The sequence below is a fragment of the Aureispira sp. CCB-E genome (assembly GCF_031326345.1).
Lineage (GTDB): Bacteria > Bacteroidota > Bacteroidia > Chitinophagales > Saprospiraceae > Aureispira.
Window position 1 is genome coordinate 6,034,548 of the sequence record NZ_CP133671.1, and the last position, 25,109, is coordinate 6,059,656.

At 36.5% G+C, this 25,109-nt stretch carries 20 protein-coding genes; 4 read left to right on the plus strand and 16 right to left on the minus strand.

The annotated features are described in order from the left end of the window. Positions 1–210 precede the first annotated feature (210 nt). Positions 211–768: a UbiX family flavin prenyltransferase gene (locus tag QP953_RS23490; protein WP_052593001.1), complete on the plus strand. Its 558-nt coding sequence runs from the start codon at positions 211–213 to the stop codon at positions 766–768. Positions 769–1,253: 485 nt separating this feature from the next. Here QP953_RS23490 and QP953_RS23495 read toward each other — a convergent pair whose 3' ends face one another. The 14 genes from QP953_RS23495 to QP953_RS23560 form a co-directional block, all read right to left on the minus strand. Continuing rightward, on the minus strand, positions 1,254–1,610 hold the full coding sequence (locus QP953_RS23495) for an N-acetylglutamate synthase (protein WP_052592999.1): 357 nt from the start codon (positions 1,608–1,610) through the stop codon (positions 1,254–1,256). A gap of 512 nt (positions 1,611–2,122) precedes the next feature. Then, on the minus strand, positions 2,123–3,571 hold the full coding sequence (ftsZ, locus tag QP953_RS23500; protein ID WP_052592997.1) for a cell division protein FtsZ: 1,449 nt from the start codon (positions 3,569–3,571) through the stop codon (positions 2,123–2,125). Between the two features lie 329 nt (positions 3,572–3,900). Further along, complete coding sequence (gene ftsA / locus QP953_RS23505) at positions 3,901–5,214, minus strand: cell division protein FtsA (RefSeq protein ID WP_052592995.1); 1,314 nt, start codon at positions 5,212–5,214, stop codon at positions 3,901–3,903. A gap of 410 nt (positions 5,215–5,624) precedes the next feature. Next, the gene (locus QP953_RS23510) at positions 5,625–6,398 is read right to left on the minus strand and encodes a cell division protein FtsQ/DivIB (protein ID WP_156039640.1); all 774 of its coding nucleotides are present in this window, start codon (positions 6,396–6,398) and stop codon (positions 5,625–5,627) included. Positions 6,399–6,539: 141 nt separating this feature from the next. Further along, positions 6,540–7,898, minus strand: a complete 1,359-nt coding sequence (gene murC / locus QP953_RS23515) for a UDP-N-acetylmuramate--L-alanine ligase (RefSeq protein WP_309553144.1) — start codon at positions 7,896–7,898, stop codon at positions 6,540–6,542. Between the two features lie 35 nt (positions 7,899–7,933). Then, the gene (locus QP953_RS23520) at positions 7,934–9,109 is read right to left on the minus strand and encodes an FtsW/RodA/SpoVE family cell cycle protein (RefSeq protein ID WP_052592992.1); all 1,176 of its coding nucleotides are present in this window, start codon (positions 9,107–9,109) and stop codon (positions 7,934–7,936) included. A 67-nt stretch (positions 9,110–9,176) separates the two neighbouring features. Then, complete coding sequence (gene murD / locus QP953_RS23525; RefSeq protein ID WP_309553145.1) at positions 9,177–10,589, minus strand: UDP-N-acetylmuramoyl-L-alanine--D-glutamate ligase; 1,413 nt, start codon at positions 10,587–10,589, stop codon at positions 9,177–9,179. A gap of 9 nt (positions 10,590–10,598) precedes the next feature. Next, positions 10,599–11,852 (minus strand): phospho-N-acetylmuramoyl-pentapeptide-transferase, encoded by a 1,254-nt coding sequence (gene mraY, locus QP953_RS23530; RefSeq protein ID WP_052592988.1) that lies wholly within the window; start codon positions 11,850–11,852, stop codon positions 10,599–10,601. 60 nt (positions 11,853–11,912) lie between these two features. Further along, positions 11,913–13,364 carry a UDP-N-acetylmuramoyl-L-alanyl-D-glutamate--2,6-diaminopimelate ligase gene (locus QP953_RS23535; RefSeq protein ID WP_309553146.1) on the minus strand — a complete coding sequence of 484 codons (1,452 nt, stop codon included), beginning with the start codon at positions 13,362–13,364 and terminating at the stop codon, positions 11,913–11,915. Between the two features lie 18 nt (positions 13,365–13,382). Beyond that, positions 13,383–15,608 carry a penicillin-binding protein gene (locus tag QP953_RS23540; protein ID WP_052592983.1) on the minus strand — a complete coding sequence of 742 codons (2,226 nt, stop codon included), beginning with the start codon at positions 15,606–15,608 and terminating at the stop codon, positions 13,383–13,385. Between the two features lie 47 nt (positions 15,609–15,655). Then, positions 15,656–16,030, minus strand: coding sequence for an FtsL-like putative cell division protein (locus tag QP953_RS23545; RefSeq protein ID WP_052592982.1), 375 nt, complete (start codon positions 16,028–16,030; stop codon positions 15,656–15,658). A gap of 119 nt (positions 16,031–16,149) precedes the next feature. Further along, positions 16,150–17,082 (minus strand): 16S rRNA (cytosine(1402)-N(4))-methyltransferase RsmH, encoded by a 933-nt coding sequence (gene rsmH, locus QP953_RS23550; protein WP_052592980.1) that lies wholly within the window; start codon positions 17,080–17,082, stop codon positions 16,150–16,152. Continuing rightward, a complete protein-coding gene (gene mraZ / locus QP953_RS23555) occupies positions 17,060–17,542 on the minus strand; it encodes a division/cell wall cluster transcriptional repressor MraZ (RefSeq protein WP_052592978.1) in 483 nt (160 codons plus the stop codon). The genes rsmH and mraZ overlap by 23 nt, the downstream gene beginning before the upstream one ends. 427 nt (positions 17,543–17,969) lie before the next feature. Then, entirely contained in the window at positions 17,970–18,776 is an 807-nt protein-coding gene (locus tag QP953_RS23560; RefSeq protein WP_052592974.1) for an SMI1/KNR4 family protein, read from the minus strand. A 108-nt stretch (positions 18,777–18,884) separates the two neighbouring features. Here QP953_RS23560 and upp point away from each other — a divergent pair, with 108 nt between their 5' ends. Then, positions 18,885–19,541 carry a uracil phosphoribosyltransferase gene (gene upp / locus QP953_RS23565; protein ID WP_052592971.1) on the plus strand — a complete coding sequence of 219 codons (657 nt, stop codon included), beginning with the start codon at positions 18,885–18,887 and terminating at the stop codon, positions 19,539–19,541. Between the two features lie 109 nt (positions 19,542–19,650). Here the strand turns inward: upp and QP953_RS23570 are convergent, their stop codons facing one another. After that, positions 19,651–20,883: a metallophosphoesterase gene (locus QP953_RS23570; protein ID WP_052592969.1), complete on the minus strand. Its 1,233-nt coding sequence runs from the start codon at positions 20,881–20,883 to the stop codon at positions 19,651–19,653. A 270-nt stretch (positions 20,884–21,153) separates the two neighbouring features. Between QP953_RS23570 and QP953_RS23575 the strand changes: the two genes are divergently transcribed. Together QP953_RS23575 and QP953_RS23580 are read left to right on the plus strand one after the other, a co-directional pair. Next, positions 21,154–21,990, plus strand: a complete 837-nt coding sequence (locus QP953_RS23575) for a DUF6503 family protein (protein ID WP_309553147.1) — start codon at positions 21,154–21,156, stop codon at positions 21,988–21,990. A gap of 604 nt (positions 21,991–22,594) precedes the next feature. After that, positions 22,595–23,743: a DUF2891 domain-containing protein gene (locus tag QP953_RS23580; RefSeq protein WP_309553148.1), complete on the plus strand. Its 1,149-nt coding sequence runs from the start codon at positions 22,595–22,597 to the stop codon at positions 23,741–23,743. A 131-nt stretch (positions 23,744–23,874) separates the two neighbouring features. On the opposite strand, the gene QP953_RS23585 is transcribed toward QP953_RS23580, so the two are convergent. Further along, positions 23,875–24,774, minus strand: coding sequence for a hypothetical protein (locus QP953_RS23585; protein ID WP_309553149.1), 900 nt, complete (start codon positions 24,772–24,774; stop codon positions 23,875–23,877). Positions 24,775–25,109: the final 335 nt, after the last annotated feature.

Sequence of the window (25,109 nt, forward strand, 5' to 3'; positions counted from 1 at the left end):
TTTTTGAACGATTACTTAAGTTCATGCTAATAAAACTCTATTTCTTATCAGAAGTTACTTATTTTCCTACCTTTAAGATTTATTTATTAATCTTTTAAGAAAAGTTTTAGTGTAGTAAATTTACTTAAAATTTTTCCTAAAAATGAACTAAGATCAATAATTGCTGTATTCATAATAGAATTCAAAAACGATTCCAAAAATAATAAAAAAATGAAGAAAATAGTAATTGCGGTTGGTGGGTCTAGTGGTTCTATCTATACAAAAGTTCTGTTAGACAAACTAGTAACACTCCAAGACCAGTTAGAAAAAGTCGGTATTGTTATGAGTGATAATGCCAAATTAAATTGGAAATTAGAGCTTGAAAATACTAATTATGATGCATATCCGTTTGATTTTTATACCAAGAATGATTTCTTTGCTCCCTTTGCTTCTGGTTCTGCCAAATACGATACTATGATTGTCTGTCCTTGCTCAATGGGTTTATTGGCAAGAATCGCTACAGGAGTCTCTAACGACCTTACTACACGTGCTGCTGATGTTATTTTAAAAGAAAGAAGGCGCTTGATTCTTGTTCCTAGGGATACTCCTTTTAGTCTTATTCACATTAACAATATGAAGACTATCACAGAGGCAGGTGGGATTATTTGCCCTGCAATTCCTTCTTTTTATAGCAAACCTACTACATTAGAAGAAGTAGCTGCAACAGTGGTTGATCGAATCTTAGATTTGGCAGGTTTTGAAATTGAAAGCTACCGTTGGGCAGAATAAAGGCACTTATTTTTAAGGTAGGTTAAAGTCTCGTTAAAGATTATCAATATCCCTATTATTCATTCTTTTTTTAATTTTTGATACTGTGCAACCCTTAGATTTCTTTGAAGAAACTTCAAAACACACTACTTATAAAACACTTCAAGTTTTTTTAATTTTCATCAATGCTGTGTTTTACATTACAATCCCTACTATGATTATGCTAATAGAACATTCGGTTAGCTTTGATACTTTAGTTCTAGTTCCCGTCCTAATCGTTATCTTCACCATTTATACTTTTACTGCTTCTACATTCGTTCATGCCGCACTAAGCCTTTTATTTTATATATTATCTACTACCTTTCGCCTTTTGAAGTGCCCCCTTCTTTCTAATTTATTCAAGGCTTTTAGAGCAAGATTAAATGTTATTGTGCTTAGTCTATGCACTAATTTGCTCTTTTTAGTCTGGTATTTACAATACATCCATTTTATTGGCTAATTAGTACCTACCCCATCGAAACAACTTCCTCTACAATAGACATTCCTTCTGATTGATCGCCATTGGTCCAACGCCACTTTTCAAACAATCGAATTCTACCATTCGAGCGCATTTCAGGAGTCGATTCACAATAACCCGTCATCAATTCTCCTTTAACACTGACGTGTTGATAATGAAATTGTAATTTGCCATTTTCTAGAACCTTGCCCGTAATAGTTCCTATTTCGATTCCACCTCCTTCATAAGTCCCCCAAACAACATTTCCTCGTTGGCGATAATAAAAGGTTGTTGCATTCGTCACATGACCATTATCATCATTGACAATTGCCTTAAAAATTTTGTTATTATAATTAAATGTTGCCATACATTATTATAAATCATCCACTATTTTCACCTTGCTTGCCCTTCAACCAATATCCTCAAATTGCAACTTAACACTTGTCTAAATACAAAAATCAGTTACCCTAAAGCTACCGTCAAAGAACAACAAACAAAATACACACGACTAATTATTAAGCATGAACTTATGCTCAAATAAATTAAGCATTTAGAACAAATTATGTAAAAACACCTCTATTTTTTAGGTCTATTTACTCAAATAAGATTTATTGGAGGTCTATCAGTATGTATTTAGCGGACTGTTGTTATTAAAAATAAACTACTAATCAATAAATTGAATTGTTGGAAGCCATACCTTAATAGCATTAGGTATGCTATAGGCACCCAAGATAGTATTTTTTTAACATTTTCTTAATATTTAACTAAAGTTAGATTGCATTCTATAAAAAGAAAGAATCCATCCTAAATTTAAAATTCAAGATGGATCTTTATTAATATATTGCATTTGCCCTTGAGCAAGGACATTGTTGTCTAAAACTAGTCTACATTATCGTGCAAAAAAGAGTTATTATCCTTTACTTCAGGTTCATCATCGTCAGAAATTGTCCATTGAGACACATTCGAATCAGAAGAATGCTCAACATTATCTAGTGCAATACCTTTGCGGAGGTAAGCAGGTTGATTTTCAAGTTCATTCAACACTTCAGGATTATTTAGTTTTACGCTCAAATTTTTGAGACGTTGTCTACGTTCTTCCAAAGTTTCTGATTTTTCGACAACTTTAGGTTCTTCTTTTTGGGTGTCAGGCTTTACAAATGGCTCTTTTTCGATAGAGTATTTAGGCTTGTCACTACTTTGTTTTTTTTTACTAAAGTTAAATTCAATAGATCCATGATCCGAATCCAAATCTTTGTTAAAAAAAGATCCCGATGTTGATTTTTTGGTAGTTGGTTCGTCATCGTCCAAAGCCACGCGAACTTTCTTTTCGACAGGACGCTCTTCTCTTGCCGTCATTTTCTTGGCATCTTGACCTGTTTCAAAGCCTGTAGCAATTACAGTAACTGAAATTTGTTCTCCCAAACTTTCGTCAAAACAGTTTCCCCAAATAAGGTCTGTTCCATACCCAGCCTCTTCTTGTACATATTCTGTAATTTCGAAAACCTCATCCATGGTTACTTCCTTGGTACCAGAAGTAATATTTAACAAAATGTGTTGTGCTCCTTTGATGTCATTGTCTTCCAATAAAGGAGATTGCAAAGCAGCTTCTACAGCACGAATAGCACGATCGTCGCCCTCTGTGGTTGCCGTACCCATTACCGCTACTCCAGAGTCACGCATAACAGTATTGACATCTTCAAAGTCAACGTTTACATAACCAGGTACTGTAATAATTTCGGCAATACCTTTGGCTGCTGTCATCAAGATATCATCTGCTTTAGAGAAAGCTTCGCTAAGGTTTAAATTGCCATAAATTTTACGCAATTTATCATTAGAAATAACGATTAACGTATCAACATTTTTCTTCAATTCTGCCAAACCTTCCATGGCTTGTTTCATACGTCGACGCCCTTCAAAAGTAAAGGGTACAGTTACAATTCCTACGGTTAGGATATCCAATTCTTGAGCAGCTTTTGCGATGACGGGAGCCGCACCTGTTCCTGTTCCTCCCCCCATTCCTGCGGTTACAAACAACATTTTGGTACCATCACTAAAGTATTGCTTTACTTCATCCAAAGATTCGATACAAGACTCTCTACCAATACCCGGTTTAGAGCCTGCTCCACGACCTTCTGTAAGGGTAGGTCCCAACTGAATTTTGTTAACCACTGCACTAAGATTCATTGCTTGGTTATCGGTATTACAAATTGCAAAATCAACTCCTACGATTTTCTTCTCGTACATATAGTTGACTGCATTGCTACCACCACCACCAACACCAATTACTTTGATTATTGGGTTTGAATCATCTGGTATATCGAATTTCATACTATTTCCTTTATGTTACAAGTTCGAGGGCTTCCGCCAAATACGGATCATGGGGACAAACCCTCTCCGCTTTTAATTTCTTTTAACAATTTATTGAATAACTAGTTTTGCCAAGCAATAAAATGTCATTCAACAACCATTAAATAAGGCTATTTTTGATTATTACAAACTAGCCAACTACAAATATAAAAATTCTTTGACAGAATTTTCAATTAAAGAATCAAGAATTCTTATAGACATTACCATGAATTAACCTCTAAGCTCAGAAAATAGCTTTTTAGAACCTTTTTCTAACGGCGTTTCGTGATAATGTCTTTTAAACAATCGATTTAAAGGTCCCCGTCTGGTTCTGCTTCAAACCATTCTTTGGTACGTTTGAAGATTTTTTCATACCACTTGTTCCCTTCCTCTATTTCAACAGTTTGTTTGCTGTGTGTAGCAGGAACCGCATTAGAACTGTAGTTTGAATCGGCTTCGTATTGACGACCTCTTTGTAATTCTTCAAATCCATTTAGAATCAAGCCGATGCTTGTTGCATAAATTGGGCTTGTAATTTCTTTGTCATATCCATGTGCCAAATGCTCTGTAGGGATTCCCATACGAGCAGACATTCCTGTGTGCAACTCTACCAAATCCGTGATATTGCGCAACAAGGCACCACCCCCTGTCAAAACAATTCCACCAATCAACTTACGCTCGTACCCTGAACGACGAATTTCCCAATAAATCAAATCCAAAATTTCTTCCACACGTGCTTGAATAATGCGTGCCAAGTTAATTTCAGAGATTTCTTTGTGCGAACGTCCTCTTAGACCAGGAATCGTAATAATTCTATTTTCAGTCAAGGCATTGGCCATAGCAGCACCAAATTTCACTTTCAACTTCTCGGCTTGTTGCCCCATAACGTTACACCCCTCTTTAATATCTTTGGTAATGATATTTCCTCCCAAAGGCACTACAGCAGTATGGCGGATGATTCCCTCATGGAAAATCGCTAAGTCGGTTGTTCCTCCTCCTATATCAACCAAAGCAACCCCCGCTTCCATTTCTTCTGCGCTTAACACAGAAGCAGAAGAAGCAATTGGTTCCAATGCCAAAGATGCCATTTCTAGACCTGCTTTCTGAACACATTTAGCAATGTTCTTTGTAGCTGTAGTTTGCCCAGTAATAATATGGAAATTTGCTTCCAAACGAATTCCTGACATACCAATAGGGTCCACAATACCTTGCTCGTTGTCTACGATATATTCTTGAGGGATTACGTGAATGATTTTATCACCTGGAGGCAAGACCAACTTGTACATATCCGAGATCAAATCATCTATATCATCTTGCGAAATTTCATCGTGCAAACTGTGTCTTGTCAAGATACCTCTATGCTGAAGACTCTTGATGTGTTGTCCAGCTATACCGACATTTACCACACCTATTTCGACACCTGAGCGACGCTCTGCTTCTGCTATAGCATCTGAAATCGCCTTTACTGTTTTTTCAATATTAGATACAACACCTCTTAGAACACCCACTGATTCTACTTTACCAGTTCCCAATATTTCTAATTTTCCGTGCTTATCCTTGCGCCCTACCATAGCGCAAATCTTTGTAGTTCCGATGTCTAAAGCGACAACAATTTGGTTTTCCATAATAATCCGCAATTTATTTAATTCTTTATGTTATAGTTTATAGCTTACTAACTTAGTCCATAAATGAAGAACGACTATATTCATACTAATTGGGTAATTTATTGATACAGTATGTTTTTAGTTCCCATTACTAGTAAGAATATCTTGTGTAGTTGATAAAACATGAAAATGTATTTCACATTTAGCTAACAATCAACTACACAGCACTTACAAAGTAATTTAATACGACTATTGAACTATAGTAAGCTATTGATAGTAGTTTGCTTATTCTTTATCCTTTTGATTCAAGGTCAAAACCTTTCGCTAAAACTAAAAAATTAGCAAACTAAATTGATGTTATTAACTAGTTGATTCCTAAAGGCAATTAATTCGTGCAATTCCCTTAGGTTCTTTTATCTCTTGTTGTTTAACTAACGTTTCTTGGCAACTACTTGCCCCTTGAAAGCCAAGTTGATGCTCTTGTATTTGTTCCATCCTTCTACAGGCAATCCATCTTGATAAAAAACCTCTAAACGATGAAATTTGTCTTCAATATCTTCATTAGGAGCCCCAAATTTTATTTCATGGTCACCTAATTTTGGTATTAAGGTTGCTTCTCCACTGTGATCAATATGGATTTGCTCCAATTGTGCCTTCCAAAAGTCATTGCCATTGATAAATTTGATTAACTCAAACACCCGATTTAACCGATGATGAGGAATATTCAAATAATTATCATTATAATGACCAATTTTTCCTGTTACAACCATTACTCTAGCAGTAAACTTAGGAGATGTCCGAACACGCTCTCCATCTTCATCCAAATAATAGCTTGGATCTTCTTCATCCATAATTCGAGCAATTGGAATCCGTTGTTCAACTGTAATATGAACTTTGTTTAGAGCATCAATATAAACATCGGCATCTTTGATAAAAATATCCGATTCCAAGACCTCTTCTATTTCCTTTAGATCAATCAACTCCAAGGGTTGTCCAACTATTGCATGCCTAAATTCTCTGAATAAAATTTCCGTCACATCACGCTCTCTAACAAATTTATTTTGAGCGTCATTTTTAATAATTTTAATGGTCAGATCATCCTCTCCAATTACACTTTTCTTGCGGTATTGAACCGCTGCAATGACCAATAACAAAATAGCAACAGCCCCTACTATCAATGATAGTCGCTTTATAATCCAAGACATTCTTTTGGGGTGCACTTCCATAATTTGTCATTCTAAATTATCGCCCAACTGAGCTAATTAATTAATATAATTTCTTAAAACCTATGAATACTATATAATATGTCACATACAACTAAAAAGTTCCAAGACAAGGTGTTTTTATTAAGATTTCTTTAACATTTTAACAATATTAGGTACCAAAGCACCAATATCACCAGCTCCTAAGGTCATCAAAACTTCTAAATCTCTCGTTTTTAGTTCTTCCAACAAAGCTTCTTTTGAAATCAAAACTTTGCGACTCCGTTTCATTTTATCAAAAATAATTGCTGAACTTACCCCCTCTATTGGTAATTCTCTAGCGGGATAAATATCCAACAAAATCACTTCATCTAAATCATCCAAAGCTTTCGCAAATCCCTCTGCAAAATCCTTTGTTCTAGAAAACAAGTGTGGCTGAAACACTCCTGTTATTTTCCGATTAGGATACAAGGTTTTTGCAGCTTTAATAGCTGCTTTAAGCTCCTCAGGATGATGTGCATAATCATCAATATAAACCTGTGTTGCTTCATTCAACATAAATTCAAACCGACGCTTGATGCCTTTAAAAGAAAGCAAAGCCGCCCGAATATCATCTGCCGTACATCCCAAATACCTTGCTATCGCAATGGCTGCTGTAGCATTCAATACATTATGATAACCAGGCAAAGTAAACTTCAAGTTTTTAATAATGTCTGTTCCTTGTTCCCAGTCAAAGACAAAATAAGGTGCTTCTGCTCGAATATTGGTCGCACGAATACTTCCCGCTTCTATTCCATAAGCATTCAATCTTATATCTTCGTTATGATGCTGTGCCAACGGCAAATCGTACTTATGATATAATTGACCTTGTACCTGCTGGACATAATCGTAAAATGTTCGATGCATTGACGCCTGATCTCCGTAAATATCCAAGTGATCTGCATCCATAGAAGTAACAATTGCCAATTCTGGATACAAGTGTAAAAAGGAACGATCAAACTCATCTGCTTCCATCACAACCCATTCTGATTCACCTGCTACAAAATTCGATTCAAAGTTGGCTGCAATTCCTCCCAAGAATGCCGTACAATCAACACCACAACTACGCAACACATGTGTCAAGATAGCACTCGTCGTGGTCTTTCCATGTGTCCCAGCAACACCAATTGTCTTTCTATTTTTAGAAATCAGCCCTAAAACCTCTGCTCGTTTTTTTACAACAAAGTTGTGCTCCCAAAAATAGTTCAGTTCTTGATGTGTTTTTGGAATAGCTGGCGTATAAACTACTAAATCGATACCTTTGGGAATTTGTGTTACATCATCTTCATAATGTATCTTCATTCCTTCTGTCTCCAAGTTTTTAGTAAGAACTGTTTCTACTCTGTCGTACCCAAATATTTCTATTCCCAAGCTATTGAAATAACGTGCCAAAGCACTCATTCCAATTCCTCCAATGCCTACAAAATAGATTTTTTTAAGTCCGTCTAATTTCATTTCTTTCATATTGACTGTTATCCACAAAGTAATGCTCCAAACAATTAACTATCCAAAGCTACTTGGTTATCTCCACTTTTTCCGCCCTCACCAACACTCGTTTCTATATACTTGCTTACACTTAGTATGATTCCTAAAGAAATCCCTGTAAATAAAAGTGACGTTCCTCCCATGCTCACAAAAGGCAATGTCAAACCAGTTACGGGCAATAAATTTACATTAACAGCCATATGTACAAATGCTTGAATGACCAAACTAAAGCACAATCCTAACGCCAACATTGCCCCAAATGCTTTGGGACTCCTAGTGACCAATCGAATACAACGTAGTAATAACGTAATGTACAAACCAATCATAATCATAGCTCCCATTGTGCCATACTCCTCTACAATAACGCAAAAAATATAGTCTGAATAAGAATGTGGCAAAAAATGCGCTTGTTGTGCATTTCCTGGACCTACACCCAAAAATCCACCTTGTGCTATCGCCATTTGAGCTTGTTCTACTTGGAATTGGTCTCCCGATGAACCCACCCAAAAATCTTGTAATCTTGTTATCCACGTATTGACTCGAATAGAATCTGGAAAAAACTCTGACAACATGATTAAAATAGCAAATGCCCCAACTCCTAACATGACCAATGAAAATACATTTCTCATTTCTACTCGCCCTATAAACATTAACAAAGCACAAGTAAAAAATAAAATCATAGCAGACGATAAATCCGATGGTGCAATCAATCCACAAACTAGTAGTACAGGAATAATCAATTCTCCTAATGCTACTTCTTTCGTTTGCATCAGTGATAATGTTCTAGCAGTATACATAATCAAGGCAATCTTCGCAAAATCTGATGTTTGAAACGTTACACCTATAAAAGGAATTCGTATCCAACGAGTAGCTTGATTAAAGGTTTCTCCGAGCAGCTGGGTATACACTAGCAATGGAACAGCTATAACTAACAAAATGACCGACAAACGCCCATATTTGACATAATTGACCATATGACAGATATAAATCAATACCATAGAAGCACATAATAAAATAATATGCTTTGCTAAGAAAGATTCTGTATTCATTCCTGTACGTAAAGCCAACGCTTCAGCAGAACTGTAAACTGTCAAAACAGAAAGTATCGCTAGCAATCCAATTACTAGCCATATAACTTTATCTCCCTGCAATAGAGCACCTACTTTAGTTTGTATAAATTTTACGTCCATTGTTATTCTTTATAATCTTGGTGCACAACTCAAACACAAGTGCTCTAGTTGTGTCTCCTTATATCTTTCAATCGTCTGACTTCCGATCAACAGGATTTTGCTTAAAATCAATGTTCAAACTAACCTGTATTCCTTCGGTCATTATTTTGTGTTGTTGTCTCAACACAGCCTTAAATTTATTGCCTCGATCTATATAGTTTTTAAATAGATCAAAACTTGCGCAAGCTGGTGATAATAATACAGCATCTCCAGATTCAGCATATAACGTAGCTATTTTTATAGCTTCCTCCACACTTCTAGCTTCTACAATAATCTCATGTTTTCCTTCAAACGCCTCTTGTATTCTAGTATTGTCCTTTCCCAAACAAACAATAGCCCGCACTTTTTCTTGAACCAAGTCCAATAAACGAGCATAATCATTTCCTTTATCTACTCCACCAGCAATCCAAACAACTGGTTTAGTCATCGCCTCCAAGGCATAAAATACGGCATCTACATTCGTTGCTTTGCTATCGTTAATAAACTCTATCTCGTTTAGTGTAATTACAGATTCTAAACGATGTGGCTCATTCTCGAAAGAAGAAAGCGCTTTTTTGATAGCAGCCTGCTCAACTCCCAGTTCATGCGCTGCCAAAACAGCACATTGCATATTAAAATAGTTGTGTCTACCTTTTAATGCCAATGCTCCTTTAGGCATTTCAAAACCTATTTGGGGCACTCTAAACAGCTCCGAATCTTGCTCTAGAGCACGCATAGAGACTTCACATATCCCCGTTGTATTTCCATTATAAAAATGCGTCCATCCGTACTGAATATTCGCATCATCACTATTGTATATAAAAACTTGTTCCGCCTCTTTATTCTGAACAATTCTAAATTTAGAGGCAATATATTTTTCTAACTGATATTCATAACGATCCAAATGATCTGGCGTAATATTCAACAAAATTGCAATACGAGGATTAAACGTTGTCATATTGTCCAATTGAAAACTACTAACCTCTACCACGTAGTAAGCACGATCTTTTTCTGCAACTTGTTTGGCTAAACTAAATCCAATATTTCCTGCAATTCCAACATCAAAACCTGCTACCTCCAAAATATGATGCAACAATCTCGTTGTTGTCGTTTTCCCATTACTTCCTGTTATACCAACAATCGTAGCTTGAGTATAACGACTCGCAAATTCCAATTCATCAATCACTGGAATCGCCTTTGCTTTTAGCTGTTGAATTAAAGCAACATGACCTGGAATTCCTGGGCTTTTAATCACTAAATTAGATTGTTCAAGAATCCGCTCTATACTATGCTTACCTTCTTCATACGCAATTTTTTTCTCTTCTAAAATTGCTCTATACTCTTCTGCGATTGTTCCCAATTCAGAAACAAACACATTAAAACCTTCTTTCTGAGCCAATATAGCTGCTCCAACACCACTCTCACCAGCCCCCAGTACCACTATGTTTTTATGATTGCTCATCAATTGGTTTTATCTTATTTTTAAAGTTATAATTGTCAGTACAGCCAAAAATACCCCCACAATCCAAAAACGAGCTACAATCTTTGATTCATGCATCCCTTTCTTCTGAAAATGATGGTGCAAAGGAGACATTAAGAAAATACGCTGTCCTGTACCTGTTTTTTTCTTAGTATATTTAAAATAACTCACCTGCATCATAACCGATAAGTTTTCTGCAACAAAAATCCCACACAATAATGGAATTAGTAATTCTTTGCGAATCATAATTGCCAACGCAGCAATAATACCTCCCAAAGCCAAACTTCCTGTATCTCCCATAAAAACTTCTGCGGGATAAGCATTGTACCACAAAAAGCCTATACACGCTCCCAAGAAGCAAGCTGAAAAAACAACCAGTTCTCCTACATGTGGAACGTATAAAACACCCAAGTACTCCGCTAGGATATTATTTCCCGAAACATAAGCAAACAAGCCTAATACAGCTCCAATAATAGCCGATGTTCCTGCTGCTAGTCCATCAATTCCATCTGTCAAATTTGCCGCATTAGACACCGCTGTCATAATAATAATAACAAAGGGAATAAAAATTAGCCATACCCAGTATTTTGCATTGGCACCTAAGAACCATAAAAAGTACTGATAATCAAATTCATTTCCTTTAAAAAAAGGGACATTTGTCATCGTTGTTTTCACATAGACCATGTCCTTTGTATAAGTTATTTTTTCTCCATTGCTTCCCCTTCCCGTACGTTCTACAGGCACTTTTTTGACAATTTCATAACCATACTCCTCTGCTACTTGTTGGTCTACTCGAACCACAACATCATCATGAAACAGCATAACAGAACCAATAATAGCTCCTAATACTACCTGTCCTAAGATTTTATACCGTCCAGCCAAACCATCTTTACCTTTGGTCAGCTTCATGTAATCATCCAAAAATCCAACGCCTCCCATAAAAACAGTTGTTAAAAGCATCATTTGGATGTAAACATTTGTCAAATCTGCTAATAACAGACAAGGCAATAAGATTGCTAAATGAATCATAAGCCCTCCCATTGTTGGGGTCTTGGCTTTTGTTTCCTCTCCAGGCAATCCCAATGCGCGTTGCTTTTCTATAATTTGCATTTGCTGAATCAACCCAATAATCTTCTTACCAAAAACCAACGTAATTAGTAAAGCAATCAAAACTGCCAATCCTGCACGAAAAGTCAGGTATTGAAAAAGTCGAATATCTAAGGTTTCAGCTAACCAGTATAACATGATTCTAAGTGTTCTATTCTTTTGGGGATTCCAAAGAACTTCTCATTTTTTAAGAAGCTCCTATTCGTTCAAAGCGTTTCTCAATTCTTCTTTATCATCAAAAGGATGTTTGACCCCATTGATGTCTTGGTATTTCTCATGTCCTTTACCCGCTACTAGAATAATGTCTCCTTTTTGAGCGAGTTGACAAGCCGTTCGGATGGCTTGTTTTCTATCTGTAATAACCAAGGTTTTCCGATTCGCGTAGGGCGGAACCCCTTGCTCCATATCAAGCAAGATTGCCTCTGGTTCCTCCGTACGCGGATTATCGGAAGTTAAAATCGTTTGTTGACTATAGTCACAAGCGACTTTCGCCATTAAAGGGCGTTTGGTTTTGTCTCTATCGCCACCGCATCCTACTACGGTGATAATTCGTCCGTTGCCAGTTCGCAACTTATCTATTGTTTGTAAAACTTTTTCTAAAGCATCTGGTGTATGTGCATAATCAACAATGCCAACCACTCCTAGTTGTTCGTTTTGTATATAGTCAAAACGACCTTCTGGTGCTGCTAAATTGCTCATGACGGCAAGCACTTCTAATTTATCCGCTCCCAACAACCTTGCAGTCGCATAAACCGATAACAAGTTATAGGCATTAAATCCACCGACCAAACGAGCATACACTTCTTCACCATCCAAATACAACACCAAGCCCGAAAGGTTGTTTTCCATAATTTTGCCTTTAAAATCAGCCATCTGGCGCAACGCATACGTTGCTTTTTGGGCAACGGTATTTTGCAACATCACTTCTCCTCGTTTGTCATCCAAATTGGTTAGAGCAAACGCTGTTTTAGGCAAAGCATCAAAAAAACCTTTTTTAGCATAAATATAGTTTTGAAAGGTCTTGTGATAATCCAAATGATCGTGTGTGATATTTGAAAACACCCCTCCTTCAAAATGAATTCCTGCAATTCGCTTCTGATCTACTGCATGAGAACTAACTTCCATAAAAGCATACTCGCATCCAGCATGATTCATTTCCACCAACAATTGATTTAATGTAATCACATCAGGCGTAGTATGTGTGCTTGGAATGACCTCCTGCCCTATTTTATTTTCTACCGTAGAAATTAGCCCTACAGTATATCCCAATTGGCTAAACAAATTATGCAACAACGTTACCGTTGTCGTCTTACCATTTGTCCCTGTTACACCAACCAACTTTAATTGCTGTGAAGGCGCGCCATAAAACGTATTGGCAAAATGCCCTAATGTCTCTGCGGTATCTCTAACTCTTATGTACAGAACATTTTCTTGAACCTTGTCAATTTGCTCACAAAGCACAACACAAGCACCATTTTGAATCGCCTTATCTATGTACAGGTGCCCATCCGTTTCAACTCCTTTAATGGCTACAAATAAAGCACCTTTTACCACCTTTCTAGAATCAAACTGAAGGCTTTCGATTTCAGGGTTAGTATTCGGTCCTATTGCCTGATAATTGGTTCCTTTTAGCAATTCATTTAATTTCATACCTCAATTTCATTACAATTATCCTAGTACCAATTCAATCGTATGTGCTTCATTTACAGAACGACCAGGCTTTATAGACTGAGATTTCACCTTACCAGAACCTCTCACTTTCACTCTAATATTTCTATTTTCCAAGAGGTACAAAGCATCTCTTAAGCCCATTCCTACAACGTTCGGAACCACTTTATCTTGATCTTTAATATTTCTAGTTACCAATGCCAACGTATCATTCTCAATACGACTTACTGCCCAACGTGTAGTTGAAGCATCTTTATAAGGCATACCTAAACCTTCTACTAAAGTTTCAAAGTCTGATTTAAAGCCAACTTGCAAGTCTGGCATTTTTGCTCCTTTATACACTCTAGCTGAGTCATTAATAGCATGATGCACGTCAATGATTTTGGAATAACATTTATCCGCAATTTCTTTAAAAACAGGGGCAGCCACTCGACCACCATAAAACCCTACTCTCGGATTCGTTACAACAACAATACAAGAATAAACAGGTTTATCTGCAGGAAAATAACCAGCGAAGGAAGAACGATACTTTTTAGCTTCTCCTCTATCTCGGTAAGCACGATAATTAATAATAGCTGTACCTGTTTTACCAGCTATACTATAATGCTCTGGTTTGATATTTTTAGCGGTTCCACTTTTGCCTGCCACCACACTTTCCAACAATTGCTTGACATAAGCAACTGTTTTCTTGTCCACTAAGTTACGACTGATAATTTCAGGTCTAAATCGTTGCTCCGTTTTTCCAAACGCACGAATTTCCTTCACAATATGCGGCTTCATCATTTGACCATTATTCGCAATGGTATTGTACAAATTCAATGTTTGCAAAGGAGTTAAATAAGACTCATAACCAATAGACATCCAAGGAACTGTAATACCACTCCAGTCTCTATAATCTGGATCTTTAATAAAAGAAGATCCCTCTCCCGAAAAGCCAAGTTTGGAGTGCTCAAACTGCAAGCCTCTCAAATAATCTATATATTTCTTTTGACTTGCCTTATCCTTGTTATAATACTTATTAGCCAATCGTGCGACTCCAACATTCGAAGAAATCTCAAATGCTTTACTAACTGATGTAAGGGTTAGACCATGATAAGAAGCATCTTCCATTGTCTCTTCATAAAATTCAATTCGCCCCTTATTCAGATTAACGGTATCTGTTGGTTTAACATAACCATGTTCAAACAACGCCATCATAGTAGCCAACTTAAATGTCGACCCAGGCTCAGCAGCTTCAGCAATCGCATAATTCTTTGTTTCCCAATAAGATGTTCTTTCCTTATTAAAACCAATATTAGCAATTGCTTTGATTTCTCCTGTTGCAACCTCCATTACAATAGCACAACCATGATCCGCTTGATTGTTTTGTAACGTTCTCAACAAGGCTTCCTCTGTAATATCTTGTATATTAATATCTAATGTTGTCACGACATCTTTTCCTGCTTTCGGTTCGATTTCGGACATATCTGTCAAAGGCACCCAAATATTGCTACCAATACATTTCATAGGTTTCAAGGTCTCTTCACCAGACAAAATATGATTAAATGCCTCTTCTAAACCGACTCGCATTGTATCCAATACAGGCATTCCGCGAACATCTCGAATCGTGTCTCCCGATGGTTTCATTTTGACATACGGACGAATGTACCCTACAGTACGATGTGCCAACATTTTAAATGGATATTGGCGTTTGCTCATCTTATCAATGATCAAACCACTCTTGTACTGTCCACCTTTATTAAATAGAGGAAACTTTTTAATTTCTTCTAATTCCAAATACCCTACATTCTTACGAATAGGAAAATAACGATGTCCTGCGTTACGTGCATTTTTTAAACGAGTTCGATAAGCACCAATAGTATATTCGTTATCTACATAGCGCGCCAAACAAGCAGCCAACGTATCTACATACTTCATAAAAGTATCCTTGGGCACCACCTTTGTATCAAAGTGTAACTGAAAATACGGCAAAGAAGTCGCCAACAAACTACCACTTTCTGCCAAAATATTTCCTCTAGGAGCCTCCACAGGGCGCAAAGCAATATAAATACTATCTGCTCTTGCTCTAAGTTCTTCGCCGTCCATATACTGTACCTTACCGATCTGTAGCAAAATAACTACAGCAGCAACGATCGTCATAAGCATGACGACGTAGATGCGCCACAAAATGGCATTCTTAACATCTACCGGTTTAGCGGCGTTTTTGGTTTGGTCTTTTGTTGACATTGAGTTTTCTATCCTTATGTTCAATAGGGCTACCTAAAGTATAGTCCTTATTTGATTTTGTTTTTACTGATAATTTTTTTGGGATTGGTTTCTAATTCTTCCAAACCCATTTTTTTTACTTTTTTAGCAACAACAGATTCCATGCTTTGATACATCAGGTCTGAGTTTTTAGAATTACTTTCCCAGCTAATTGCCCTTAGTTCTTTTTGGATGGATTTAATTTCCTTAATAGTTTGAACAGCATAATGCGAATTAGCAATATAAATAACTCCTAAAAAAGCCAAGTAAAAGATAAAATGAATGTTATTGAACAAATAAAAAGCGCTCATATTCAAACCATTCATAAAAGCAGGTTGCTTTTTTGGTTTGGAAGGCCTTTTGGGCGTTGTTGATACAGGTGCTTTTATTTTATTCTCAGCCATAATATTACTCGTTTCCTCTTCTTCTCTATAACCACTCTTTATATATTCAGAATAATCAACTAGTACGAGAAGGAGTTGCTATAAATTGTCGTGGGGCGAACACTTGGTTCGCCCGTACGTCAATTAAATAATAGCGGTTTCTTATCCGTTCGTTCTGCTATACGCATCTTAGCGGATCTAGCTCTTGGATTTTCTTTTATTTCTTTATCCGTAGGGATAATAATTTTTTTATTAATTGCTTTTAAAGGTTGATAAAAGTTGCCAAAATCATCTTTTTCTGGTTCCTTTTCAAATGTTCCTTTCTTGATCAAACTTTTAATCAATCGATCTTCTAAGGAATGATATGAAATAACTACAAGCCTTCCACCTGTCTCCAATACTTCTGTACTCTGCCACAACATTTCTTTTAATACCTCTATCTCTTCGTTTACCTCCATTCTCAAGGCTTGAAAAACTTGAGACAAGTAGCGATTCTTCTTTCCTTTAATACATTTGTCAATAGCTGTTACAAAGTCACCAATTGTTTTTAAGGCAACTCCAGAGTCTCTTTTCTGCACAATTGTTTGCGCTAGTGTTTTGGAATTTCGAACTTCGCCATACATTCCAAAAATATGCTGCAATTGTTGTGCATTATATGTATTGACTACTCGCTCGGCAGTTAGATCTGCACCTTGATTCATTCGCATATCCAACAAAGCATCAAAACGAAACGAAAAGCCTCGTTCTGCTGTATCAAATTGATGAGAAGATACGCCCAAGTCAGCCAACAAACCATCAATTTTCCGAACGCCTTCTAATCTCAAAAAACGCTTTAAGAATCGAAAGTTGTGTGGTATTAACTTAAATCGCTCATCTTCGATTACATTCTCCGCCGCATCAGCATCTTGATCAAAAGCAAACAACCTTCCCTTTGGACCTAATTGTTTTAAGATCAAAGCAGAGTGTCCTCCCCCTCCAAATGTAACATCTACATACGTGCCATCTGGCTTTATAGCTAACCCGTCAATGCTTTCTTGAAGCAATACGGGATTATGATAATTCAATTCCTCCATCTTGACTTCCTCCATTCAAATTGCCCATGACCTCTTCTGCTAAAGCATCAAAATCAGTTGGTTCATCATTTAATAAAGCTTCATAATTTTCTTTTGACCAGACCTCAATTTTATCAAAATAAGCAAACAACACTAATTCTCTGTCCGCTTCAGCATGATCAAGCATTGTTCGAGGAAACAATAGTCGAGAATTGCTATCTAATTCTAACTCAGTTGCTCCTCTAAAGAAATAACGAACAAAATCTCTATTCTTTTTTACGTATTGATTTAGTTTTTGAATATCTTTGGAAATCGTGTCCCAAGCTTGTCTAGGATACAATACCAAACATTTTTCAAAACCTCGGTTTAGTACAAAGCCATCCTGTGCCAAATCTCCCAGTTGTTTCAACAAGGGCGATGGCAATCTTAGACGCCCCTTTGCGTCCATTTTGCAATTGTATTCACCGAGAAATTGTATCATTAAAAATCTTTTGTTTGTTATAACAAATCAAAAATACCATTTTTTACCACTTTTTACCACTTTCTACCACTTTTTGTAGAAAATAATTCCCACTTTTTGCACTTTTCTTCTCTTTAGTGCAAAAAAAATGAGTCTCACCCAAGCAGCTAAGACTCTCAAAACCCTTTATTTATGGGCTACAGCAAAAAGTGTGTCACTTTTTCGTTTACACCCTTGTAAAAAGTGGGAAATTTTCCCTTTTTTTTCAAAAAAGTGGAAAAAAAAAGCGTTTTTTTTCAAAAAAGTGAAAAAAGTGGGAAACTTGAATCATTTGGTGGGAAAGAGTGGGAAATGCTTCCGCTCAACTTTTTACAAAAGTAATCCTAAGCTTAAATCAACGACTACACAATAGTAGTGCCGCCAACTACCCCTAGCTATTTATTAGCTATTACAACAAGCCCTTTAATTGATACATTTCTAACCAAAGAGAACGCCCAGAAGTATCGCCTTCCGACCATTTTTCGAGCCACTCCAAAATCGAATCGCAATGTTTCCAAACGCAAGACTGCCAAGTTGTTTTCTCCTGTTTTAGGTTCTTGTCTAATACATAAACAGCACCATTTGGATTACCACAATCTATCAAAGAATAAATATCAGCTCCCCAGTACAAAAATGGGACAAATAGCTTGGACAGTTCCCAGTCCCAATCCTTAATTTTTGCTTGATGTATTTCATCATAAGCTTGCTCCAAAGTAATCTTTGAACTGCCTTCTTTTTCTTCTAAAAAGAAAAAGCCATAATCAGGACCAAAGTCACCATTGCCCAATTCCAAATACAGCTGTTTGAGTGTAGTAGGCAACGTCAAACCAATCTGTTGCTCTAGATTTGTCAAATTATATTGATGGTTACTTTTTTCTAAGGCAGTCGTAGATTTTCCAAATTTTTGACTTAAAGTAGAGGCTACTTTTGCGCCTTGTGCCAAACTATTACTCAAACGAACCATTCGATGGTGACCATTGATTTCAAACAATCTATACACTCTTGTCTCGCTATACCATCCCTCTTGCAAGGCAAAATTAATCCACTCTTTTACCTTTTGGGGAGAAGATAATCTTTTGTCCGTTCCTTCTTGGACAATAACCAAACAGGCTGCAAGATCTACAACATTATAAATGGTGCATTCTATTGCTCCCAACCATGTAAACACTTCTACTTCCCAGCGATAATGTTGCTGCCCTATTACAATTGTATTCATTTTTAAAATCCGCTTCAATATAAATCAACAAGTGAAGCAAAATCTAAGCTTTTTTTTTTACATTAGACCCCAATGGATTAAGTTTTTCTATAAAAAAAATCAATCATCATGCCTATCTTCAATCTATCTGCTCAAAATTCCCTTATACATCAATTTGTTACAGAGCTTCGAGACATCGACATCCAAGCAGATCGTATGCGCTTTAGAAAAAACCTAGAACGCTTGGGAGAAATTTTTGCCTACGAAATTAGCAAAACATTGCAGTATGGAGAATTCGAAGTAGAAACACCTATGGGAATTTCCAATTCTAAAATATTAGCTATTCCTCCAGTTTTGGCTACGATTCTGAGAGCAGGAATTCCAATGCATCAAGGCTTGTTGAATTTTTACGATCAAGCTGACAATGCCTTTGTTACAACGTATCGCCGCCAACATAAAGATGGCACATTTGAAATTCATATGGATTATGTTTCTTGTCCCTCTATTGAGGGCAAACCACTCATCATTTGTGATCCAATGATTGCCACAGGAATGTCTATGACAACGGCTATTGAAGGTATACTGGAACATGGTACCCCATCTCACATTCATATCGTAGCGGCTATTGCTTCTACAGATGGCATAGAACATTTGGAAAGAACCTTACCCAAAGCAAGTATTTGGGTGGCAGCAATTGATGAGGAATTGACCGCCCGTTCCTATATCGTACCTGGTTTGGGAGATGCAGGAGACTTGGCTTATGGAGATAAAAATATTGAAGAATAACATTCAAAAGTATTTCCGATAGTAGCCCCTTGTTAGGATTTTAGTACGGGGCTACTATTGAAAAATTAAGACTTGTTGTTTCTTAAAAAAAAATCGTTCCATAGAAATTTTACCCTTTTTTCAGTTCAAATACTGTAATTTCAGGAAAGACTCCTACTCGCCCAGCAAAACCCAAAAAACCAAACCCTCTATTTACATACAGGAACTTCCCCGCTTCTTCGTACAAACCAGCCCAATGTTTATACACATACTTAATTGGACTCCATTTGAACATGGGCAAGTCAATTCCCATTTGAAATCCATGCGTATGTCCACTAAGAGTCAAATGAATGTGTTTATCATAAGATTTAACACGGTCTTCCCAATGAGTTGGATCGTGTGACATCAATATTTTAAATTCTTTTTCTTCACAATCTGCTGTAGCCAAATCCAAATCACCTATCTTAGGAAAATGTCGGCTGCGTCCCCAATTTTCAACTCCTATTAGACGAATGTATTGCCCTTCCTTCTCTAGTTTTCTACTTTCGTTTAATAACAAGTTAAATTCCATTGTTTGGTGATGCTCTTTAATTCGGTCTAAATTTCGTTGACCATGCTCATCGTTATCAAACATTCGTTTATACATGGGATAATCATGATTTCCGAGCACTGAAAACTTACCATAAGGAGCTGTTAATGATTTAAAATCATCTAAATAAGGCTCTATTTCTGAAGCGTAACTATTCACCAAGTCACCTGTAAATACAATTACATCTGCGTTTTGTGCCTGCAACAATTCAATTCCCTTTTGAACCGCCTGTTTATTATCAAAACTTCCAGAATGCACGTCTGATATTTGAGCAATTTTAAACCCATCAAAAACATCAGGTAAATCATCAAATACTAAAGGCTGCTTGTGGACTGTAAAGTTGTATTTCCCCCACGTAATGCCATATAAAAAAGACATAAAAGGAATCGCTCCAAGCAATACACCGCCTTGTTTTAAGAATTTCCGTCGCTCAAATTTAATTCCCTTCTGATGGCGTTTGCCCAAATAGTGGCGACCTCTCTGAAATAAGCCTACCAAGTCATCTAACAAAAAGAATGGAGACACCATTAATTCGCAAACTAAAAAGGAAATCATTAACGCTATAGAATAATTGGCAAAAGCTGAAACAGAACTAATTCCTCCTCCAAAGCTATTAAAAAGCGCATATACACCTACCCCCATTGACAAAACCGAGATCACTCCCAAACCAATCGCCAAATTTCGATACAATGGTCGTTTGAACAACCGAACTAAACTAAAATAGACGTAAATTTTCATTACAACAACCAATGCCCAAAAAGCAAAACTTCTCATAGTATTTTATTTGTATTTCTAATAACAACCTCTTACCTTCTTTTATCAAACACGTCTGATCCCTTAAGAGTTGCTAACTCGCTGCGTTATGTCAAAAAATTCGACCATTCGAGTTATCCTAACGACAGAATTAATTTTAATGGTTGATACATCCAGTTTTTAAGCACACTTTGTAAACTATTTCTAAATGTTGACATGGATCTGACAACAAAAAGCAAAGCACTTTTGTTTATGGGCTTTATATTTTTTCATCTATAAAAGTTAATTTTCATGTACTATCAATCTATCATTTCCTTTTTTTTATTCACCCTTATAATTGCTTGTAGCTCTCCTGAAGAAAAAGCTGCTTCTGATATAGATTCTAATTCTATTGCAACAACAGAAACAACAACAGAGGCTCCCCAGAAGCATCAAAACGAAAACGCTTTTGTAGCCAAAGTCGAAGAAGCGCACCATAGAGAAGATTTTTTATCTAAAAAAGCCATTCAATTTGATATTGTATTAACTTTTGGTGGCAATGAACGTCTCAATGGAACAATTCTAACAACGACGGATTCTCGCCGAGGAGTTATTACACATAAAAATGGTCATAAGGTTTACTACAATGAGAATGATGTTTACTATTCTCCAGAAATGGAAAATCCACAGCGAATCCGTTTTGGAGCCTACACGTGGCCTTACTTCTTTCTTTATCCATACAAATTAAGTGACCCTGGAACCAATTGGAAAGCTTACGAGAATTCTATGTTGAACGACAAAGAATACTTTACTCAGCAACTTACGTTTGATGCGGGCACAGGTGATGATCCTGAAGATTGGTATATTGCTTATGCCGATAAGGAAACACACTTGATTGATGTTGCAGCTTATATCGTTACTGCTGGAGGAAGCACTCAAGCAGAAGCAGAAAAAGATCCTCATGCCATTCAATACAAAGATTATACAATGATCGATGGTATTCCTATTGCTCAAAATTGGATTTTTTGGGAATGGAGAAAAGAGGAAGGACTAACCAAAGAATTGGGTGCTGCAACATTGAGCAATATCAAATTTGTGAATGTAAACGAAAATACCTTTGATGCCCCTGAAAGCTTTTCAAAAACTTAACAAAGCACTTCCTCAAAGTATATTACCTTTAGAGCTATGTTCGATGCGAACATAGCTCTTTCTTTTCTTTACAAACAAATCATCCTCAAAGCCTCCTTCCTCTTATTACAAAGTTTTGTATATTGAGTCCCAATCATCAAAAAAACTCCACTTATTCCCATGCAATCTACTCTTTTTGACTTTGGCTTCTTTCATTCTAGTTTGTTATTTCTACCACTAGTGATTGGATTTACATCTTTTCCTTTTGTAATTTTCTTGGATTATCACAAAAAAGAAAATGTACATATTTCTATTATTTATTTGGTATTATTTTACAGTTGTTTGTATCTTCTGATTCCAATATTTTTAACCATAGCCCTTCAATACTTGTATGTTTTGTTGCTTGTTCCTGTAACTGTCTTTGGTATAGCATTAAGAAAAAAGAAAAATAAACCCCCAAGCCTTTGAGTTACTTCTATTGTTGAAGCAAAATAGTTACAACTATCATTACTCCGTTTAAAAATCGTATTAGATTCCCTATTATGTATGTATTAGAAGTATTCTAAAGTGCTGTTGTCGCCACCTTAACAACAGCAATTATTCCATCTATTCAATCTAAAATATCATGCCCTCAACGAAACACCTTTTTATTTTACTCTTGGTCTATCTATTGTTTTCTTGTGATTCGAATCAATCAACAACTACTGAAAACATTTCAAAAGAAAAGACATCAACACCAACTACTATGACTCCTAAACCATCTATTCCTGCTCCCAAATTGGATTTAACAGAAGCTAATCGACTTGCTAAACTACCGCTGACCTGTATGGAAACAGAATATCCAAACAAACTAGGACAAGTATTGTCGGGAGCTGAAGATTTAAAAGCCCCCAGTATTTTACACCCTGCTTTTTATGGCTGCTTTGATTGGCATTCGGCCGTTCATGGGCACTGGTCATTGGTACGTTTACTTAAGGAGTTTCCCAACTTGGAAAATGCAGAAGCAATTAAACAAAAATTAGCGGCACGTATTTCTAAAGAAAATATTTTACAGGAAGTTGACTACTTCAAACAACCTCAAAACAAAAGCTATGAACGCACCTATGGTTGGGCTTGGTTGTTAAAATTAGCAGAAGAATTACATACTTGGGATACTCCCTTTGCTAGAGAGTTAGAAAATAATTTGCAGCCCTTAACTAATCTTATTGTTGATAGCTACCTTGAATTTTTGCCAAAACTCTACTACCCTATTCGTATAGGAACTCATACCAATACAGGATTTGGGCTCACTTTTGCCTATGATTATGCCGCTACAGTTGGACACAATGCGTTAAAGGATTTAATTACTAATAGAGCTAAAGATTTTTTCTTGAAAGATGAAAATGGTCCATTAGAATGGGAACCTGGGGGATATGATTTTTTGTCTCCTTGCTTGGAGGAAATAGATATTATGAGAAGAGTCCTTCCTAAAGAAGAATTTGCTGATTGGTTGCAAAAGTTTTTACCGCAATTATCTCAATCCGATTTCAAACTAGAACCAGGTATTGTTAGCGATCGTACCGACGGTCACTTAGTGCATTTGGATGGCGTTAATTTTAGTCGAGCTTGGTGCTTGTATGGAATTGCCCAAACGTTACCTGAATATGCTCACTTAGAAACCGTTGCTCATCAGCATATTCACCACTCTTTGCCTGAAATTGTAGACGGACATTATGAAGGTGGGCACTGGTTGGCTAGCTTTGCTATTTATGCATTAGGCAGTCAGCCTTCTTAGCATTTTTTATTTGGGCTAACTATTTGAGAATAATGTAGCGTTACTCTCAAATAGTTAACTCCTCTTATTTATCATTTTAGTTTTTTGCAATAAAAGGCTAGCAATTCAAACTAATGCAAAACATCCTCTTTTTAAGCTAACAACTCCTGCACTTCTTCCCACAATGGATATTGGGCAGCCAATTCTTTGAGCGCTGCTTGATTTTTTGTAATTCTATGAATCTGAAAATCGCAAATTAGGCTTAGTTCTTCGGCTTGTGAAAGTACCTCACTGTAATGTTCACTCAAACTATCAAACTCAATAAAAATAGCTTCGTTGACTCTCGGACTTAGTTCTTTAATTAGCAACCATATTTTCTCATTGTTATAAATAGAACGAGGCATATAGAACCAATCGGCATAATTTAAAGTCATGTTGCCTTCCGTCCGAAGGATACGTTCCCAAGTTTTTAAATAAGCCTCTTTTTTTAATTCCATTCCATACGCCTTAGCCAAACACTGCAAAACAGCTACATTGGGACTTTCTAAAGCAGCAATTGTTTGAACAACGGCTTCCACTTCTCCTTGTGCTAATTGCTCGGACAACGTCCAAGCTTGATTTTTAGCAGTCAGATAAGGTTCTACTGTATAATTGATACTATCTTGAATCGAAGCCTTATCATCAAGTAATTCTTCTTCTTCAGGCATTTTGTCTATGGCAATATTGATATATTCCAAAGCCTCTGTGTATTGTCCGATTTGTTCATACATATTGGCAATTTCACGATAGGCACCATCTACATCATCATCATATTCCAAAGCCTTTTTATAACTTTCTATTGCTTTGATGGGTGTTCCATTAAAATCGTACACATCACCAACCAAGTACCAACAGTCTGCCAAGAGCTCTACCTGATCGGCTAAGAGCGTATCTCCTAAATTTAAATAAGGTAAAAATTCACTTTTGAACCATTGATAACCTCTGCTATGTAACAAAGCAATGCCATCTTCTTCTACTTCTGCTAAAAATGCTTTTAATTCTCCTTTATCCATTCGATTATTATTTTTAGTAGTTCATTGATTAGCTGCGCTGCTACTGCGTGGTACTTCATGAGCGCTTCGCTTTTAGTTAGCTTTGTTACTCCCTACGGTCGTGAACTCGCATAGCTCGGTTCGCTGCTAACTATTGTATTTCATCACAACAATACAACCTTAAAAAGCTGTTTTACAAACTAATACAATTAAAAAATCACTCACAATAGTTTCTACAAAACATCACGTTCTCAATATTCTACGTTGCTAGTATATTCACAATATTAGATATTTACTGCAAATATAAATTAATAGCTTAAGAAGAACAAGCTAGCGAAACTAAACCCATTTATTTT

Coding starts and splice junctions, on each gene's coding strand:
- mraY (WP_052592988.1), bottom strand. CDS start 11,852: ATGTTATACTGGTTAGCTGAAACCTTAGATATTCGACTTTTTCAATAC.
- QP953_RS23580 (WP_309553148.1), top strand. CDS start 22,595: ATGCCCTCAACGAAACACCTTTTTATTTTACTCTTGGTCTATCTATTG.
- upp (WP_052592971.1), top strand. CDS start 18,885: ATGCCTATCTTCAATCTATCTGCTCAAAATTCCCTTATACATCAATTT.
- QP953_RS23570 (WP_052592969.1), bottom strand. CDS start 20,883: ATGAGAAGTTTTGCTTTTTGGGCATTGGTTGTTGTAATGAAAATTTAC.
- mraZ (WP_052592978.1), bottom strand. CDS start 17,542: ATGATACAATTTCTCGGTGAATACAATTGCAAAATGGACGCAAAGGGG.
- QP953_RS23520 (WP_052592992.1), bottom strand. CDS start 9,109: ATGGACGTAAAATTTATACAAACTAAAGTAGGTGCTCTATTGCAGGGA.
- QP953_RS23560 (WP_052592974.1), bottom strand. CDS start 18,776: ATGAATACAATTGTAATAGGGCAGCAACATTATCGCTGGGAAGTAGAA.
- murD (WP_309553145.1), bottom strand. CDS start 10,589: ATGAGCAATCATAAAAACATAGTGGTACTGGGGGCTGGTGAGAGTGGT.
- QP953_RS23585 (WP_309553149.1), bottom strand. CDS start 24,774: ATGGATAAAGGAGAATTAAAAGCATTTTTAGCAGAAGTAGAAGAAGAT.
- QP953_RS23490 (WP_052593001.1), top strand. CDS start 211: ATGAAGAAAATAGTAATTGCGGTTGGTGGGTCTAGTGGTTCTATCTAT.
- murC (WP_309553144.1), bottom strand. CDS start 7,898: ATGAAAGAAATGAAATTAGACGGACTTAAAAAAATCTATTTTGTAGGC.
- QP953_RS23510 (WP_156039640.1), bottom strand. CDS start 6,398: ATGTCTTGGATTATAAAGCGACTATCATTGATAGTAGGGGCTGTTGCT.
- rsmH (WP_052592980.1), bottom strand. CDS start 17,082: ATGGAGGAATTGAATTATCATAATCCCGTATTGCTTCAAGAAAGCATT.
- QP953_RS23575 (WP_309553147.1), top strand. CDS start 21,154: ATGTACTATCAATCTATCATTTCCTTTTTTTTATTCACCCTTATAATT.
- QP953_RS23535 (WP_309553146.1), bottom strand. CDS start 13,364: ATGAAATTAAATGAATTGCTAAAAGGAACCAATTATCAGGCAATAGGA.
- ftsA (WP_052592995.1), bottom strand. CDS start 5,214: ATGGAAAACCAAATTGTTGTCGCTTTAGACATCGGAACTACAAAGATT.
- QP953_RS23540 (WP_052592983.1), bottom strand. CDS start 15,608: ATGTCAACAAAAGACCAAACCAAAAACGCCGCTAAACCGGTAGATGTT.
- QP953_RS23495 (WP_052592999.1), bottom strand. CDS start 1,610: ATGGCAACATTTAATTATAATAACAAAATTTTTAAGGCAATTGTCAAT.
- ftsZ (WP_052592997.1), bottom strand. CDS start 3,571: ATGAAATTCGATATACCAGATGATTCAAACCCAATAATCAAAGTAATT.
- QP953_RS23545 (WP_052592982.1), bottom strand. CDS start 16,030: ATGGCTGAGAATAAAATAAAAGCACCTGTATCAACAACGCCCAAAAGG.